Raw genomic sequence first — 15318 nt, 5'->3', positions numbered from 1 at the left:
ATAGAACATACGCCCGCGCCCCCGCTGTCGGTACGGACAGCGGGGGCGCGGGCGTATGCCTCGGTGCGGGACCGGTCAGGTGCCGATCACACGTCGAAGTAGAGCTCGAACTCGTGCGGGTGCGGACGCAGCTGCAGCGGCGCGATCTCGTTCGCGCGCTTGTAGTCGATCCACGTCTCGATCAGGTCCGGCGTGAAGACGTCGCCCTGGAGGAGGAACTCGTGGTCGGCCTCGAGGGAGTCGAGGACGGCCGGGAGGGAGGTCGGAACCTGCGCGACGCCCGCGTGCTCCTCGGGAGCCAGCTCGTACAGGTCCTTGTCGATCGGCTCGGCCGGCTCGATCTTGTTCTTGATGCCGTCCAGACCCGCCAGCAGCAGGGCCGAGAAGGCCAGGTACGGGTTGCCGGAGGAGTCGGGCGCGCGGAACTCGACGCGCTTGGCCTTCGGGTTGGAACCCGTGATCGGGATACGCATCGCGGCGGAGCGGTTGCGCTGCGAGTACACCAGGTTGATCGGCGCCTCGAAGCCCGGCACCAGCCGGTGGTACGAGTTCACCGTCGGGTTGGTGAACGCGAGCAGTGACGGGGCGTGCTTGAGGATGCCGCCGATGTAGTAGCGGGCGGTGTCCGAGAGACCCGCGTAGCCGGCCTCGTCGTAGAACAGCGGCTGGCCGCCGGCCCACAGCGACTGGTGCACGTGCATGCCCGAGCCGTTGTCACCGAAGATCGGCTTCGGCATGAAGGTCGCCGTCTTGCCGTTGCGCCAGGCGACGTTCTTCACGATGTACTTGAAGAGCTGGAGGTCGTCGGCGGCCGCGAGCAGCGTGTTGAACTTGTAGTTGATCTCGGCCTGGCCGGCGGTGCCCACCTCGTGGTGCTGGCGCTCGACCTTCAGGCCGGCCCGGTCCAGCTCCAGGGAGATCTCGGCACGCAGGTCGGCGAAGTGGTCGACCGGCGGGACCGGGAAGTAACCGCCCTTGTAGCGGACCTTGTAACCGCGGTTGTCCTCGAGGGCACCGGTGTTCCAGGCGCCCGCCTCGGAGTCGATGTGGTAGAAGGACTCGTTCGACGACGTGGCGAAACGCACGCTGTCGAAGACGTAGAACTCCGCCTCCGGACCGAAGTAAGCGGTGTCCGCGATCCCGGTGGAGGCGAGGTAGGCCTCGGCCTTCTTCGCCACGTTGCGCGGGTCACGGGAGTACTGCTCGCCGGTGATCGGGTCGTGGATGAAGAAGTTGACGTTGAGGGTCTTGTCACGGCGGAACGGGTCGACACGGGCGGTCGACAGGTCCGCGCGCAGCGCCATGTCGGACTCGTGAATGGCCTGGAAGCCACGGATCGACGATCCGTCGAAGGCGAGCTCCTCGTCCGGGTCGAACGCCTCGACGGGCACCGTGAAGTGCTGCATGACGCCCGGCAGGTCGCAGAACCGGACGTCGACGAACTTGACGTCCTCGTCCGCGATGAACTTCTTGGCCTCGTCGGCGTTCTGGAACATCCAGCTCCTCCTACTCCCGACCGTCCTCGCCGGGGTGGTAGTTCGTTCGTGCGGCCAGTGCGGTGGCACACGCTGACCTCGACCCTAGGGACGGGTGATTTCTCAGGCGTGACCCATTTGTTTCGCACACGTTAACCGGACATCCCGTACCTCACCCCACCTGTCCACATCGCAAAACGGGCACAGTACCGTGGGCACGTGGACAAGAGGCAAGCAATCGGATCCTGGCTCTCGGGGCCCCGCGCGGCGGCCGAGGAAGCCGGTGTCGACTTTGGATACCGGGGCGAACAGCTCGGTCTGCCGGAGGAGGGGCCGGGGTCGATCGCCCGCCCGGGACGACGGCTGGGTGCCATCGCCGTCGACTGGGGGATCAGCCTCTTGATCGCATACGGTCTGATCACCGACGGCTACGGCCAGGCGACCAGCAACTGGGCCCTGCTCGTGTTCTTCCTGATGAGCGCCCTGACCGTCGGCACCGTCGGCTTCACTCCCGGTAAGCGGCTCTTCGGACTGCGCGTGGTCGTCCTGCAGACCGGCACCGTGAACCCGCTGCGCGCCCTGCTGCGCACGGCCCTGCTGTGCCTCGCCGTCCCGGCCCTGGTCTGGGACCGCGACGGCCGCGGCCTGCACGACCGGCTGGCCGGCACGGTCGAGGTCCGGATCTGACACCGGCTTCTTCGCCTACGACGTCGGCTTCCTCGCATACGACGCCGGCTTCTTCGCATACGACGAAGGGGGCGCCCGGAGATGACTCCGGGCGCCCCCTTTCTCGTACGAGGGAGATCAACGGGCCTTCGGCCCGCCCTTCGGCAGCTTCATGCCCTTGGGCATCGGACCCTTGGGCAACGGCATGTTGCTCATCAGGTCGCCCAGGGCCCGCAGCCGGTCGTTGGTGGCGGTCACCTGGGGGCCGGTCAGCACGCGCGGCAGCTTCAGCATGGTGGTCCGCAGCTTCTTCAGCTCGACCTGCCCCTCGCCCGTGCCGACGATCAGATCGTGCACCGGCACGTCCGCGACGATGCGGTTCATCTTCTTCTTCTCGGCGGCCAGCAGGCCCTTCACCCGATTCGGGTTGCCCTCGGCGACCAGCACGATGCCGGCCTTGCCGACGGCCCGGTGGACCACGTCCTGGCTGCGGTTCATCGCCACCGCGGGGGTCGTCGTCCACCCCCGGCCGACATTGTCGAGCACGGCCGCGGCAGCGCCCGGCTGGCCCTCCATCTGCCCGAAGGCGGCCCGCTCGGCCCGGCGCCCGAACACGATCGCCGTCGCGAGGAAGGCGAGCAGGAGGCCCAGGATGCCGAGATAGATGGGGTGACCGATCAAGAAACCGATCGCGAGGAAGACACCGAAGGTGACGATTCCGACTGCCGCGAGTACAAGACCGATCTTCTTGTCGGCCCTGCGGGTCATCTTGTAGGTCAGAGCGATCTGCTTCAGTCGCCCGGGGTTCGCAGCGTCCGCTGCCGTGTCCTTCCTCGCCATGCCACGAAGTCTACGTGGCCCCGGAGGCGCCGACGACGGCAGTGCCTCAGGGACGGACGGAGGTGACCTGCTCCAGGACGCGCTGTGCCTCGACCCGGTCCTTGGCGCGGCGGCGGTCCTCCAGGACGGAGGTCCAGGCGTTGCGGCGGGCGGTGCGCTGGCCGCTGCTCATGAGCAGGGACTCGACGGCACGGAGTGCAGTGGTGAACGACGGGATGGCGGTGGCGCGAACCGGCGCGGCCTGCATGGTGGAGGTCCCCCTCGGGATCGGCGGCTCGGGTGTGAGCGGTACACGGGGTGTAAAACCAGTGTCACTGATTGGTGTTACCAGGGCGTGACCGACCGGTCAAACACCAATGAAGCCTTGATTCGTGGCGGGAAAACCTTGACGCGGCCCTGACGGCCTCCCCAGCTGCGGGGACACCCCAGGACCGCGTCGATCGGAGGTTACTGCGCGGTAAGCGCTTGTGCGCAGATTCACACGGGCCGACTGGCACTGGGTGCCATAGGAGGCGGGTACGTGGGAAGGCTCAGACGGCCTGCGAAGCGACGTATGTGCCTCGCTTCTCAACGGCCATCTGGTACAGCCGGCCCGCACGGTAGGACGACCGGACGAGCGGCCCGGACATCACCCCGGAGAAGCCGATCTGCTCGGCCTCCTCCTTCAGCTCCACGAACTCGTGCGGCTTGACCCAGCGCTCCACGGGGTGGTGGCGGACGCTGGGGCGCAGGTACTGCGTGATGGTGACCAGCTCGCAGCCCGCGTCGTGCAGCTGCCGCAGCGCCTCGCTGACCTCCTCGCGGGTCTCGCCCATGCCGAGGATCAGGTTGGACTTGGTCACCAGGCCGAAGTCACGGGCCTCGGTGATGACCTTCAGGGAGCGCTCGTAGCGGAAGCCGGGGCGGATGCGCTTGAAGATCCGGGGCACGGTCTCGACGTTGTGCGCGAAGACCTCGGGGCGGGACTCGAAGACCTCCCGCAGCAGCTCCGGTACGGCGTTGAAGTCCGGGGCGAGCAGCTCGACCTTGGTGTGGCCGCCCTCGCGCCGCGCGGTCTGCTGGTGGATCTGGCGGACCGTCTCGGCGTACAGCCAGGCGCCGCCGTCCGGGAGGTCGTCGCGGGCGACGCCGGTGATGGTGGCGTAGTTCAGGTCCATCGTGACCACGGACTCGCCGACGCGGCGCGGCTCGTCGCGGTCGAGCGCCTCGGGCTTGCCGGTGTCGATCTGGCAGAAGTCACAGCGCCGGGTGCACTGGTCGCCGCCGATGAGGAAGGTCGCCTCGCGGTCCTCCCAGCACTCGTAGATGTTGGGGCAGCCGGCTTCCTGGCAGACCGTGTGCAGGCCCTCGCTCTTCACGAGGTTCTGCATCTTCGTGTACTCGGGACCCATTTTCGCCCGGGTCTTGATCCACTCGGGCTTGCGCTCGATGGGGGTCTGGCTGTTGCGGACCTCCAGGCGCAGCATCTTGCGTCCGTCGGGTGAGACTGCGGACACGTCGGCTCCCTGTAGCTTCGATTCTTCGGCGTACACCAGGGTACGCCCGTGCGTTGTGCGCCCCCGGGCTGGGCAACCTTGCGGAACGCCGGTGCATTCCTGCGCGGGCCGCTTGCGCGGGCCTCGTCCTCAAACGCCGGACGGGCTGACTTGCACCCCAGGGACGGGCCGAGTCAGGCAGCCCGGGTCTTCTCGATCTCGCGCGGCTTCAGGTCCGCGTTCTCCAGTACGTCCCTCAAGTGCCGCTCGACGACCGGCAGCACCTCGGCGATCGTGACGTCCCGGCCGAGCTCGGCCGCGAGGGAGGCGACCCCCGCGTCGCGGATGCCGCACGGGATGATCTTGTCGAACCACTTGTTGTCCGGGTTCACGTTCAGCGCGAAGCCGTGCATCGTCACGCCCTTCGCGACCCGGATCCCGATCGCCGCGATCTTGCGGTCCTCGCGCCGCTGGCCGGCGTTGGAGGGCGCGTACTCGGGGCCGTTCAGGCGGGGGTCGAACTCCTCGTCGGTGAGGCGCGGGTCGAAGTCCAGGGAGAGGCCGCCGAGGGCGGGACGCTGCTCGACCGGGTCGCCCAGGACCCACACCCCGCTCCGGCCCTCCACGCGCGTGGTCTCCAGCCCGAACTCCGCGCAGGTGCGGATCAGGGCCTCCTCCAGGCGCCGTACGTGCGCCACGACGTCCACCGGGCGCGGCAGCTTCTGGATCGGGTAGCCCACCAGCTGGCCCGGGCCGTGCCAGGTGATCTTGCCGCCGCGGTCCACGTCGATGACCGGCGTGCCGTCCAGGGGCCGCTCGTTGTCCGCCGTGCGCCGGCCCGCCGTGTACACCGGAGGGTGTTCGAGCAGCAGGACCGTGTCGGGGATCTCGTCCTCGAACCGCGCCGCGTGCACCCGGCGCTGCTCGTCCCACGCCTCCTGGTACTCGACGGCGTCCGCGCCGAATCCCATGCGGACGAACCGCAATTCACTCACGGCCAGCCTCCTTGGAAGCCCTGGAAGGTCGTAAGGCACAAAGCGTGCCCACGCCACTGTACGACCGGCTCGTTCGGGTGATGCCTCCCGGCCCCGCGTCAGCCCGGTACGGCAATCCTCACACGATCGGATGAATGGGTGGGGAAATGTGCGATCGGCTGCTTACTCTCCGCTACATTCGCGCCGTTCGAGAGGCCAAAAGGGCAGCTCACCGGCAATCCGGGCACTCGGCGGCCGAACTCGCCCGCGAGGCCCGAAAGGCAGGAGACCGCACCGCAGATGACGGAACGACCCGCGCAGCGCACTCCCAACCGCCAGCTCGCCGCGCTCATCGCAGAAGCGGGATTCTCCAACGCGGGTCTCGCCCGCCGAGTGGACCAGCTCGGCCTCGAACACGGGCTTGATCTCAGATACGACAAGACATCGGTCACCCGCTGGCTGCGTGGGCAGCAGCCGCGGGGCACGACCCCCGCCCTCATCGCCGAGGTCTTCACCCGTCGCCTCGGCCGCCGGCTCACCGCCCAGGACCTCGGCCTGGACGCCTGCGCGCCCGTGTACGCGGGCCTGGAGTTCGCCGCGACGCCCGAGGAGGCCGTCGACATCGTCAGCGGCCTGTGGCGCAAGGACTCCGGCAGCCACGCCGAGCTGCGCAAGATCGCCTTCACCCCGGCCGGCCTCGTCGTGCCCAGCCGGGACTGGCTGATCGGCCGCGCCGACGAGAAGGTCGCCCGCGGCGAGCCGGTCACCCGCATCCCGGCGCAGGGCCGCCCGGCGGCCGTACCCCGCCAGCGCGGCCAGGCCGAGCGCGGCCCCGGGCAGAAGGTCACCGGCGGCGACATCGCCGCACTGCGCTCGGTCGGCGAGCTGTTCCGCTCCCTCGACGACATGTACGGCGGCGGCCACGCCCGGCAGGCCCTCGTGCGGTACCTGGAGCACGAGTGCGAGCCGATGCTGCGCGGCACCTACGGCGAGCAGACCGGCCGCAAGCTGTTCGCGGCCGCCGCGGACCTGACGAGGCTCGCGGGCTGGACGTCGTACGACATCGCGGCGCACGGTCTCGCCCAGCGCTACTTCGTGCAGTCGCTGCGGCTCGCGCAGGCGGCGGGGGACCGGGCGTACGGCTCCTACGTCCTCGTCACGATGAGCCGTCAGGCCGTCTACCTCGGGCACGGCCGCGAGGCCGTCCAGCTCGCGCGCGTGGCCCAGCAGGGGGTCGGGACCAGCGCACCGCCGGTCGTCCAAGCCCTGCTGCACGCGTGCGAGGCGCGCGGGCACGGCGTGCTGGGCGAGGTGCGCGCCTGTACGGCGTCCCTGGTGCGGGCCGAGCGCGCCCTGGAGGCCGCCCGGCCCGGTGATGACGTTCCGTACTGGGCGCGGTTCTTCGACGAGGCGCAGCTCGCCGACGAGTTCGGGCACTGCCATCGGGATCTGCAGCAGTTCCGGGCGGCGGCGCAGCATGCGGAGCGGGCGCTGCAGTTGCGCTCCGCTGCGTATGCCCGTAGTCGACTGTTCTGCCGGGTTGTCCTCGCCTCCGCACGTCTTGGCCTCGGCGAGCTCGACCAGGCCTGTGCGCTCGGGGCGGAGGCCGCCGGGCAGGCTGCGGAGATGCGGTCTGTGCGGGCGGTCGAGTACGTCAAGGACTTCGAGCGGAGGTTGGAGCCGTATCGGGATGCGGCGCCGGTGAGGGGGTATCGGGACAAGGTCGCTGCGCTGGGGTAGGGGGCTCGCCGTAGCTCCGGCCGACGTATGCCTTGTGCGGGTTCGTTGTGGCTGATCGCGCAGTTCCCCGCGCCCCTTCAGGGCGCTTCACGCTGCGGCGCGTAATGGTTCAGCCCTGTGCAGCGAGCCCGCCGTCCCCAGATCCGTCAGGATCGCCGTCGCCGCCCGGTGGGCCGAGTGGAGGGCGCCCTGGACCGTGCTGGTGTCCCGGTGGTCGCCGCAGACGTACAGGCCCGCCAGCAGGCGCACCGGGCGGCGCAGGTCGTGCGGTGGGCGCATCGCGGGGACGGCCTCGGGGGTGTGGTGGACGGCGAGGGTCTCCCAGCGCGCCGTGGACGTGCCGTAGAGGCGGGACAGGTGCATGCGTACGGCCGTGTCGATGTCGGGCGGCGGTGTGCCCAGGACCGTCGAGGAGATGAGGGCCCTGCCCGCGGGCGCGCGGCTCGGGTCGACCTGGCTGGTCACCGCCGTGTGGGCGACCGGGCCGCCGCGGTCGGCGTCGAGCAGCAGGGCGGCGCCGGTCGTCGGCGGTTCGTCCGTCGTGTGGTGGACGACCGTCACCGGGTGGAAGTCCGGTACCCGCAGGCCCGGCAGCAGCTCGGCGGCGGTCCGTGCGTCCGTCGCCAGCAGGACGGCCCGGCACTGTATCTCGCCGTGCTCCGCGGTGGTCACCGACGTCGTCGCGACCGACGTGACCCGCACGCCGGTGTGCACGGTGCCCGGCGGCAACGCCCCCGCCAGCAGCTCCGGCAGCGCCTCGGCGCCGCCCTCCGGCACGCACAGCCGCCCGCTCGCGAAGGCGCGCAGCGCGAGATCCGCGCACCGGCTGGAGGTCGTCAGCTCCGGGTCGCACAGCAGGGCGGCGAGCAGCGGCCGCAGGAAGCCGTCGACCGTGCGGGCCGGAACGCCTCGCGCCGCGAGGGCCTGCGCGGCCGGCAACTCGGGGCGGGCCAGCAGCCGTTCGACGGGTGCGGAGGCGAGGCGGGCGAGCGCCGCGCCGAGCCGGGCCTGGTCGACGGCGGTGCCGAGCGGAGCGCTCGCGCGCACCCTCGGTATGGGCGTCTGGCCCGGAACCGCCCGCACGGACGCCGCCCGAGGGGCGCTCGCCAGGGCGCGTACGGCGTGCAGTGCGCCCCGTGCGCGCCGCGCGCTCGCCGGGTTCGCCACCGCGCCCGCGCGATGCCGGCGTCCGTCGCTGTGCAGCAGTACGCCTGGCGCGAAGGGGCTCAGCGCCAGTGCGCCGAGACCTGGAGTCAGGCGTAGTTCCGGATACGACGTCGACAGAAGTTGCCCTATCCGGTCGAGCCGGAACCCGTCGACCTTCTCGGTCGACATGCGGCCGCCCACGTAGGGGGCGGCCTCCAGTACCGCGGTCCTAACTCCTGCGCTGGTCAGCCGATGCGCCGCGGAGAGTCCGGCGACCCCGGCTCCCACGATGACGACGTCCGCCTGGTACGCGGGCTCAAGCACGTGCCCCTCCTCGAGGTTGCGCGGCCGGTGGAGACGTCATGCCCCCAACAGGCTCCGGGGATACCCGAGTTCGGCACGAGGTTAGGGCCGTGATCGGTCAGGAACAGTCGCGCATCGACAGAGCACGGTCGCACAGCGGTCGCATACGGACACCGTGCGGGGCGTTCCTTTACTTCGCTCCGGGCCGCCCTTTACCCGGCAGCCGCCCGGATCGCCCCCTCGATCTCCGGGAACGCGAAGGTGAACCCCGACTCCAGCAGCCGCGTGGGCAGCACCCGTTGGCTGCCGAGCACGTCCCCGGCCATCTCGCCGAGCACCGCACGCAGCACCGGCGCGGGAACCGTGAAGAGTGTCGGCCGGTGCAGCACGCGTCCCATGGCCTCGGTGATCTCACGGTTCGTCAGCGGCTGGGGCGCGGTCACGTTGAACGGCCCCGAGAGACCGTCGGTGTCGATCAGATGCCGGATCGCCGCCACCTCGTCGTGCAGCGAGACGAACGACCAGTACTGCCGCCCGTCCCCCATCCGCCCGCCGAGCCCGGCCTTGAACAGGGGGAACAGCCGTCCCCAGGCCCCGCCGTTCCGGGCCACCACCAGCCCCGTACGCGGGAACACCGTCCGGACGCCCGCCTCCTGCGCGGGCGCCGCGGCTCCCTCCCACTCCACCACCAGCGAGGGCAGAAAGCCCTCCCCGGGCGGCGCGCTCTCGTCGACGGCACGCTCGCCCGTCTCGCCGTAGTAGCCGATCGCGCTGCCGTTGACGAAGACCCGCGGCCGCTGCTCCGGCTCCAGCGAGGCGATCGCCTCCGCGAGCGCGGCCGTGCCGAGCACCCGGCCGCTCCGCAGCTTCGCCTTGTACGCCTCCGTCCAGCGGCGCGACCCCACGTTCGCCCCGGCCAGATTGACCACCGCGTCGCACCCGGCGAGCCCCGCCGCGTCCACGGACCCGCTTTCCGGGTCCCACCGCACTTCGTCCTTGGACCTGGGCGCACGGCGCACCAGCCGCACCACCTCATGACCCTCGGTGAGCAGGGACCGCACCAGGGCGCTGCCGATGAGACCGGTGGAGCCGGCGACGGCGATTCTTGAATGTTCCATAACTGCCATCCTGCCTCTGACCACATAAATTCCCGGTCGGTTTCGCGCCCGCGTCTTAGGGTGGCGCCCATGCCCCTGCCCCACCAGTCGCCATACATACGCATCGCCCTGCCGGACGACGAGGAGGAGCTGTCCCTTCTCGATCGCGGCACGTGGTCACACCTGCACGCCGTCACGCCCGAGCCGCAGCCGCCGTACCGCCCGTTCTTCGACGAGCGCCACGCCCCCGACGACCACCTTGTCGCCGAACTGGACCGCCGTATCGTCGGCTACATCCGCCTCGGCTTCCCCACCCCGCTCGCGGCCAACGCGCACGTACGGCAGATCCAGGGCCTCGCCGTCTCCGACGAGGCGCGTGGCCGGGGCGTCGGGCGGGCACTGATCCGCGCGGCCGTCGAGGAGGCCCGCCGCAGGGGCGCCCGCCGGCTCACCCTGCGCGTCCTCGGCCACAACACACCGGCCCGCAAGCTGTACGAGTCCGAGGGGTTCGTCGTGGAGGGAGTGCAGCCCGAGGAGTTCTTCCTGGGCGGGGAGTACGTGGACGACGTGCTCATGGGGCGCAGCCTCTGACGTCCCGTCAACGGTCGGTCGCCTTTGCGGCCTGACCCGTTGGCCTTTACGAGGTGACGAGATCCCCCGTGTCCACCGATGCCGTCGCGTTCGCCGCGCGCTTGGCGTCGGAGGCGACCTCGGCCGCGGTCAGGACGTAGCCGGTCTCGTCGTCGGAGGTGGAGCGGGCGAAGACGACGCCGAACACCTTGCCGTCGGTGGTCAGCAGCGGGCCGCCGGAGTTGCCGGGGCGGACGGTGGAGCGGATCGAGTAGATCTCGCGGGTGACGGTCTCGTCGTTGTAGATGTTCTGGCCCGTCGCCTGCACCCGGTTCGCGACCGTCGCCGCCTGGAGGTTCAGGTCGCCGTCCTCCGGATAGCCCGCCACGACCGCCGAGTCGCCGCGCGTGGCGGCGTCGTCGAACCGCAGGACGGGGGCGCGCAGCTCGGGCACATACAGCACGGCCACGTCCCGTTGCGGGTCGAAGAGCACGACCCGCGACTCGTACGACCGCCCGACGCCGCCGACCCGCACGCCGGGCTCGTCGATGCCGGCCACCACATGGGCGTTGGTCATCACGTGCTGCGGGGCGTAGACGAAGCCGCTGCCCTCGCGGCCCTGGGTGCCCGAGACGCCCTCGATCTTGACGGTGCTGAGCTTGGCGGCGTTGGTCGCGGCCGCGGTGACGCTGTCGCCGGTGGGCTTGGCGACCTCGGCCGTCGACTCGTTCTCGAACGGGTTGAAGACCTGTGGGAAGCCGGCCTGGGTGAGCGCGGAGGTGGCCCGCGAGAACCAGGCGGGTGTGGTGTCCGGCATGGCGTCCTGAACAGTCCCGAGCAGGCGCGAGTCCCGGATCGCGGACGAGAGCAGCGGGGAGGAGGAGGCGGCCAGGACACTCGCCGCCACCCACGCCACGATCAGCACGGCCACGGAGTTCGCCACGGCCCCGCCGACTCCGTCGGCCACCCTGAGCGGCCCCCGGTCCAGCTCCCTGCGCAGCCGCAGCGCCAGCCGCCCCGCCAGTTCGTGCACGACCACCGCCGGGGCCAGCACCGTCAGCACCGCGGTCACGGTCGCCTGCGTCGTACCCGGTGTGACCAGGTCCATCATCCACGGCAGGATCCATACGCCGATCACCGCGCCGCCCACGAAACCGGCGAGCGAGACGCAGCCGGCCACCAGTCCACGCCGGTAGCCGGACGCCGCGTAGGCCAGGATCACCAGCAACAGCAGGATGTCGAGCAGGTCCACGGAGCCGCCTTTCTCTCGGACCCCTTAGTACGCGCGGAAGGCGCCCGTTGATCAGCACCCGCACGCGCGCCGCCGGGAACCGGCCACGCTGCGTACACCTGGGGAAACGCCCCGGACCCGGACGATGGTTCCACCGGGTGGCCCACCACACATCGCGGGCGGAGCGGATCGGTCGGACGGTAGAACCATGCGTGTCTTCCGACGGGTCACCCGACGGGTCTTCCGGAGAACACGGGGGAGACGAAGACCACGTGCCGTACACATACCGTGGGCTGCGCGAATACCGGGGGTGGCGCGGGCAGGGGGTGAGGCTGCGCGTGCGCCGGGCGTGGGGTGGGTGGGGGAGGCTGCCCCTGGGTCTGGCGGGGGGTGGGCGGACGGGGCTGCCCCCAGGGCTCGCGGGGGTCGGGTGGCTGCGCGTGGGTCCGGCGGGGAGGGGGCGGGAGGCGCTGCGCTTGGGTCCGGCGGGGAGGAAGGCGCTGCGCGTGAGCCCGGCCGCGAGGCTGGGAATGCGGGGGCTCCGGGTCGACCGGGGCGCGAGGCTCTGGGGGCGTGGGCGGCCGGTGCGTCGGGAGCGGAGGGGGCGGTTTCCCGTGATTCCGGTGCGGAGGCTGCGTGTGCGCCTGCCGGGCGGGATGAGCCCGTTGTGCAGCTGGGGCCAGGTGGGCACTCCGCCACCGGACCACATTCCCGCACCGCTCGTCCCTTCCGGCTCCGCCCGCGGCTCCGAACCCGCCCCCAGCCCGCCGCCGGACGCCCCCTCCCGCCCGCCGGACCCCCCATTGCGCGCGCCGGACGCCCCGCCCCACACGCCGGACGCCCTCTCCCGCCCGCCGTCCTCCCGCTTCTCGCCTGTCTCCCCGGTCTCGCCGCAGTCATCGCGTTGGTGCTGTGCGCGAGCGGGGTGGAGCATACGGTTGCGGCCGGTGGGCGGCCTGTCGAGGCGCGGCCTGCTGCCGGGCATCAGGCGCCGCGGCCGTACATCGTGCCGAGGGCTGTCTGGCTGGACGGCGGCACGCGGCACGGTCAGCCGCCCCCGCGATACGACGACCGGGTCGTCGCCGTCTTCGTGCACCACACCGACTCGCCCAACGGGTACGACTGCGCCGACGCGCCCCGCATCATCCGCTACCTGTACGCGGGCCAGACCGGCTCCCGGGACTGGGACGACATCGGCTACAACTTCCTCGTCGACCGGTGCGGCACGATCTACGAGGGCCGCGCGGGCGGTGTCGACCGTGCCGTCACGGGCGCCCACACCCAGGGCTTCAACCACCGCACGACCGGCATCGCCGCCCTCGGCACCTTCACGGCAGGCGTCGCCGTGCCGAAGGCGATGAGCGAGGCGATCGCCGCGCTGGCCGCCTGGAAGCTGGGGCTCTCCGACACGGACCCGCGCGCGAAGGTCCGTCTGACCTCCAGCAACAGCCGCAGCCGCTACGCCTCCGGCACCACGGCCCTGCTCCCCGCCCTCGCCGGCCACAACGACGGCTACATGACCAGCTGCCCCGGCGCCGCCCTCACCGCCCGCCTGCCCGAGATCCGGCAGCTGGCGGCACGCCTGCAGGGCAGAAGTGCGTAGCCGAGTAGCCGAGCGCACGGCCGTTGTCGGCCCGGGTCCGTCACCTGCGGCCGAGGTAGACCCCCAACGCCCGCTGCAGCACCTTGCCCTGGGCGCCCACCGGCAGTTCCCACTCCCCGAGGTACTCCACGGCCCGGCCGCCCGTCCCGGTCTTGAAGCTGAGCCGTCCGAGCAGCCGGTCCTGAGTGAGGGAAGGGGTGATGGAGCGCAGGTCGTACGTCTCGGCGCCCGCCGCCCGCGCATCGCACAGCATGCGCCAGAGCAGCGCGCTGCTGGGCCGCAGCCCGCGCCCCCGGCGGCCGGACGCGGCGTACGAGTGCCAGACGCGGGAGCCGACGTTGATCATGAGGGCCGCGGAGAGCACCTCGCCGTCGTACTCGGCGAGATAGAGGCGCAGCCGGTCGTCGTCCTCGGCGTTGAGGGCCTGCCACATGCGCCGGAAGTAGTCGAGCGGGCGTGCCTTGAAGCCGTCGTGGGCGGCGGTCGCGGTGTACAGGCGGTAGAACTCGGGCAGGTCGGCGGCCGAGCCCCAGGCGACACGGACGCCCGCGGCCTCGGCCGTACGCAAGGCCTGTTCCCAGTGCGGGGCGAGGGCGCCGCGCAGCTCGTCCACCGAGCGCCCCGCCAACGGGATCTCACAGCCGTAGCGCGGCTGGCCGAGTCCGAAACCGCTCCCGTCGTCCTCCGCGCACGGCCGCCACCCCAGCCGCCGCAGCCGCTCCGCGACATCGAGGGCGTATCCGTCGATACCGGACGGGGGCAGATCCTGCAGATGCCGTACGTCGGGGTCGGCGATGCCCGCCGCCACGGTGGCCGCGTCCCAGTGCCGTACGACGAGGGGCGGGCCGATCCGGACCGAGAACGCCCCGATCCGCTTCAGGTGGGCGACGAGCGGGTCCAGCCACCGCTCCAGACGCGGCGTGCGCCAGTCGATCGCGGGCCCGTCGGGGACGTAGGCGAGATAGCGCCGGGTCCCGGGCAGCGGCCGGTACAGGACCAGCGCCGTCGTGATCATCGCCTCGCCGTCGAACCAGCCGACGCTCTCCGGCAGCCAGTCGGGCTTCACATCGCCCCACTCGGGGATCTGGAGATGGCTCGCGTCGGGATTCCGCCGCAAGTGGGCGAGGTGTTCCGTGCGCGGTATCTCCCGCACGAACAGGCTGGTCATGGGCAGGTTGCTCCGGGTCGGGGGCGCCACCGTAAGCCGGGGATCACCCGGCCGGTCAAGAGTTCACGGGCGAACGGTCGTCGACGCACACCCCAACAGTCCGTGCAGACACGAACAGTCCGCACAGACATGAACAGTCCGCGCACCCTCACAGGTTTCTCGTAGCCGACTCACCGATCACCCCGAGACAGCCTTCCTATCGTCATGCACACGCACTGACCGGAGGTGGGGATCATGAGCAGCGACTACAGCGGCAGCGGCAACCGCGGCGGCAACGGCAGCAAGCGCGTCTGGACGGTGGTCTGCGCGGTCGCGACCGTCGTCCTGGGGCCGGCCGCCGTCACGGCGTCCGCGCTCGACCAGGCGAACAAGGCCCCGATGCCCCACGCGGTGAAGGCCGACCAGACGCAGGCGTACCTCCCGTCGGAACCGAACCGCAGGCGGGCCGTGGCCTGAGGCCCAGTACTGAGGTTCTCAGTCCTTGAACCGCTCCCACAGCCTGGGCATCCGCTCCGCCAGCGCCCGTTCGTTCTCGAGGTCGACCGGTGTGCCCGCCGGTTCCGGGGGCGCGGGCGGGATGCCGAGGTCGGGGGCGACGGTGCCGGTGAGCTGTTCGTAGGCCTCGTCGGCCGCGTAGCCGAGCTCCTCGGCGTCGCCGTCGAACTCCTCGTCGAAGTCGTCCAGCAGGTCGGCGAGCGAGTCGGGGTCGTGCACGCCGCCCTCGTACACCTCGCGGCCCTGGCCGATCAGCCAGCACCGGAAGAAGTCGAACGCGTCGTCGCTGGCCCCGTCCAGCAGGATCCAGGCCGCGGCCCACAGGTCCCAGGTGTACGCGCGGTTGTAGCGGGCCTCGAAGTGACGGGCGAAGTCCAGGACCATGTCCGGGTCCAGTGCCAGGAGCCGCTCCACCAGCAGGTCGGCCTGCTCCTCCGGGTCGCCCTCGGCGGCCTCCCGGGTCGCGTCGATCAGCTCCCAGAACTCCGTCTCGTCCATCACGGGTCAAGCATCGGCCCTGGAGGGGTGGGGCGCA

The 15318-nt window shown here is 71.3% G+C and carries 15 protein-coding genes; 5 read left to right on the top strand and 10 right to left on the bottom strand.

Going from position 1 to position 15318, the window contains the following annotated elements; all coding sequences use genetic code 11:
* Nucleotides 1–86 precede the first annotated feature (86 nt).
* Nucleotides 87–1496, bottom strand: a complete 1410-nt coding sequence (glnA, locus tag ACQEV2_RS11535; protein WP_433039246.1) for a type I glutamate--ammonia ligase — start codon at nucleotides 1494–1496, stop codon at nucleotides 87–89.
* A gap of 198 nt (nucleotides 1497–1694) precedes the next feature.
* Here glnA and ACQEV2_RS11530 point away from each other — a divergent pair, with 198 nt between their 5' ends.
* Nucleotides 1695–2162, top strand: a complete 468-nt coding sequence (locus ACQEV2_RS11530) for an RDD family protein (RefSeq protein WP_433039245.1) — start codon at nucleotides 1695–1697, stop codon at nucleotides 2160–2162.
* A 117-nt stretch (nucleotides 2163–2279) separates the two neighbouring features.
* Here the strand turns inward: ACQEV2_RS11530 and ACQEV2_RS11525 are convergent, their stop codons facing one another.
* The 4 genes from ACQEV2_RS11525 to lipB all read right to left on the bottom strand — a co-directional run bounded on the left by ACQEV2_RS11525 (nucleotide 2280) and on the right by lipB (nucleotide 5451).
* A complete protein-coding gene (locus ACQEV2_RS11525; RefSeq protein ID WP_433039244.1) occupies nucleotides 2280–2981 on the bottom strand; it encodes a DUF4191 domain-containing protein in 702 nt (233 codons plus the stop codon).
* Nucleotides 2982–3027: 46 nt separating this feature from the next.
* Nucleotides 3028–3228, bottom strand: a complete 201-nt coding sequence (locus ACQEV2_RS11520) for an SCO2195 family GlnR-regulated protein (RefSeq protein ID WP_433039243.1) — start codon at nucleotides 3226–3228, stop codon at nucleotides 3028–3030.
* 283 nt (nucleotides 3229–3511) lie between these two features.
* Nucleotides 3512–4477 carry a lipoyl synthase gene (gene lipA / locus ACQEV2_RS11515; RefSeq protein ID WP_433039242.1) on the bottom strand — a complete coding sequence of 322 codons (966 nt, stop codon included), beginning with the start codon at nucleotides 4475–4477 and terminating at the stop codon, nucleotides 3512–3514.
* A 173-nt stretch (nucleotides 4478–4650) separates the two neighbouring features.
* Complete coding sequence (gene lipB / locus ACQEV2_RS11510; RefSeq protein ID WP_433039241.1) at nucleotides 4651–5451, bottom strand: lipoyl(octanoyl) transferase LipB; 801 nt, start codon at nucleotides 5449–5451, stop codon at nucleotides 4651–4653.
* 279 nt (nucleotides 5452–5730) lie between these two features.
* Here lipB and ACQEV2_RS11505 point away from each other — a divergent pair, with 279 nt between their 5' ends.
* On the top strand, nucleotides 5731–7170 hold the full coding sequence (locus ACQEV2_RS11505) for a regulator (protein WP_433039240.1): 1440 nt from the start codon (nucleotides 5731–5733) through the stop codon (nucleotides 7168–7170).
* Nucleotides 7171–7257: 87 nt separating this feature from the next.
* On the opposite strand, the gene ACQEV2_RS11500 is transcribed toward ACQEV2_RS11505, so the two are convergent.
* The gene (locus ACQEV2_RS11500; RefSeq protein WP_433039239.1) at nucleotides 7258–8640 is read right to left on the bottom strand and encodes an NAD(P)/FAD-dependent oxidoreductase; all 1383 of its coding nucleotides are present in this window, start codon (nucleotides 8638–8640) and stop codon (nucleotides 7258–7260) included.
* Nucleotides 8641–8831: 191 nt separating this feature from the next.
* Nucleotides 8832–9737, bottom strand: coding sequence for a TIGR01777 family oxidoreductase (locus ACQEV2_RS11495; RefSeq protein WP_433039238.1), 906 nt, complete (start codon nucleotides 9735–9737; stop codon nucleotides 8832–8834).
* A 69-nt stretch (nucleotides 9738–9806) separates the two neighbouring features.
* On the opposite strand from ACQEV2_RS11495, the gene ACQEV2_RS11490 reads away from it, so the two are divergent.
* Nucleotides 9807–10307, top strand: coding sequence for an N-acetyltransferase family protein (locus ACQEV2_RS11490; RefSeq protein WP_433039237.1), 501 nt, complete (start codon nucleotides 9807–9809; stop codon nucleotides 10305–10307).
* A 46-nt stretch (nucleotides 10308–10353) separates the two neighbouring features.
* Here ACQEV2_RS11490 and ACQEV2_RS11485 read toward each other — a convergent pair whose 3' ends face one another.
* Nucleotides 10354–11538, bottom strand: a complete 1185-nt coding sequence (locus tag ACQEV2_RS11485; RefSeq protein ID WP_433039236.1) for a MarP family serine protease — start codon at nucleotides 11536–11538, stop codon at nucleotides 10354–10356.
* Between the two features lie 877 nt (nucleotides 11539–12415).
* Here ACQEV2_RS11485 and ACQEV2_RS11480 point away from each other — a divergent pair.
* Nucleotides 12416–13120 (top strand): peptidoglycan recognition protein family protein, encoded by a 705-nt coding sequence (locus ACQEV2_RS11480; protein ID WP_433054372.1) that lies wholly within the window; start codon nucleotides 12416–12418, stop codon nucleotides 13118–13120.
* Nucleotides 13121–13160: 40 nt separating this feature from the next.
* Here ACQEV2_RS11480 and ACQEV2_RS11475 read toward each other — a convergent pair whose 3' ends face one another.
* Nucleotides 13161–14288 carry a lipid II:glycine glycyltransferase FemX gene (locus tag ACQEV2_RS11475; protein WP_433039235.1) on the bottom strand — a complete coding sequence of 376 codons (1128 nt, stop codon included), beginning with the start codon at nucleotides 14286–14288 and terminating at the stop codon, nucleotides 13161–13163.
* A 234-nt stretch (nucleotides 14289–14522) separates the two neighbouring features.
* On the opposite strand from ACQEV2_RS11475, the gene ACQEV2_RS11470 reads away from it, so the two are divergent.
* Nucleotides 14523–14744, top strand: coding sequence for a hypothetical protein (locus tag ACQEV2_RS11470; RefSeq protein WP_433039234.1), 222 nt, complete (start codon nucleotides 14523–14525; stop codon nucleotides 14742–14744).
* An 18-nt stretch (nucleotides 14745–14762) separates the two neighbouring features.
* Here the strand turns inward: ACQEV2_RS11470 and ACQEV2_RS11465 are convergent, their stop codons facing one another.
* The gene (locus ACQEV2_RS11465) at nucleotides 14763–15281 is read right to left on the bottom strand and encodes a DUF4240 domain-containing protein (protein ID WP_433054369.1); all 519 of its coding nucleotides are present in this window, start codon (nucleotides 15279–15281) and stop codon (nucleotides 14763–14765) included.
* Nucleotides 15282–15318 lie beyond the last annotated feature (37 nt).

Origin of the sequence: Streptomyces sp. CA-251387 (assembly GCF_050936625.1) — a bacterium.
In the GTDB taxonomy this organism is placed as follows: domain Bacteria; phylum Actinomycetota; class Actinomycetes; order Streptomycetales; family Streptomycetaceae; genus Streptomyces.
Note: the sequence above shows the minus strand (reverse complement) of the source record. Positions and strands in the feature narration are given on the sequence as shown.

Coding starts and splice junctions, on each gene's coding strand:
- ACQEV2_RS11520 (WP_433039243.1), bottom strand. CDS start 3,228: ATGCAGGCCGCGCCGGTTCGCGCCACCGCCATCCCGTCGTTCACCACT.
- ACQEV2_RS11475 (WP_433039235.1), bottom strand. CDS start 14,288: ATGACCAGCCTGTTCGTGCGGGAGATACCGCGCACGGAACACCTCGCC.
- ACQEV2_RS11525 (WP_433039244.1), bottom strand. CDS start 2,981: ATGGCGAGGAAGGACACGGCAGCGGACGCTGCGAACCCCGGGCGACTG.
- ACQEV2_RS11490 (WP_433039237.1), top strand. CDS start 9,807: ATGCCCCTGCCCCACCAGTCGCCATACATACGCATCGCCCTGCCGGAC.
- ACQEV2_RS11465 (WP_433054369.1), bottom strand. CDS start 15,281: ATGGACGAGACGGAGTTCTGGGAGCTGATCGACGCGACCCGGGAGGCC.
- ACQEV2_RS11505 (WP_433039240.1), top strand. CDS start 5,731: ATGACGGAACGACCCGCGCAGCGCACTCCCAACCGCCAGCTCGCCGCG.
- ACQEV2_RS11495 (WP_433039238.1), bottom strand. CDS start 9,737: ATGGAACATTCAAGAATCGCCGTCGCCGGCTCCACCGGTCTCATCGGC.
- glnA (WP_433039246.1), bottom strand. CDS start 1,496: ATGTTCCAGAACGCCGACGAGGCCAAGAAGTTCATCGCGGACGAGGAC.
- ACQEV2_RS11470 (WP_433039234.1), top strand. CDS start 14,523: ATGAGCAGCGACTACAGCGGCAGCGGCAACCGCGGCGGCAACGGCAGC.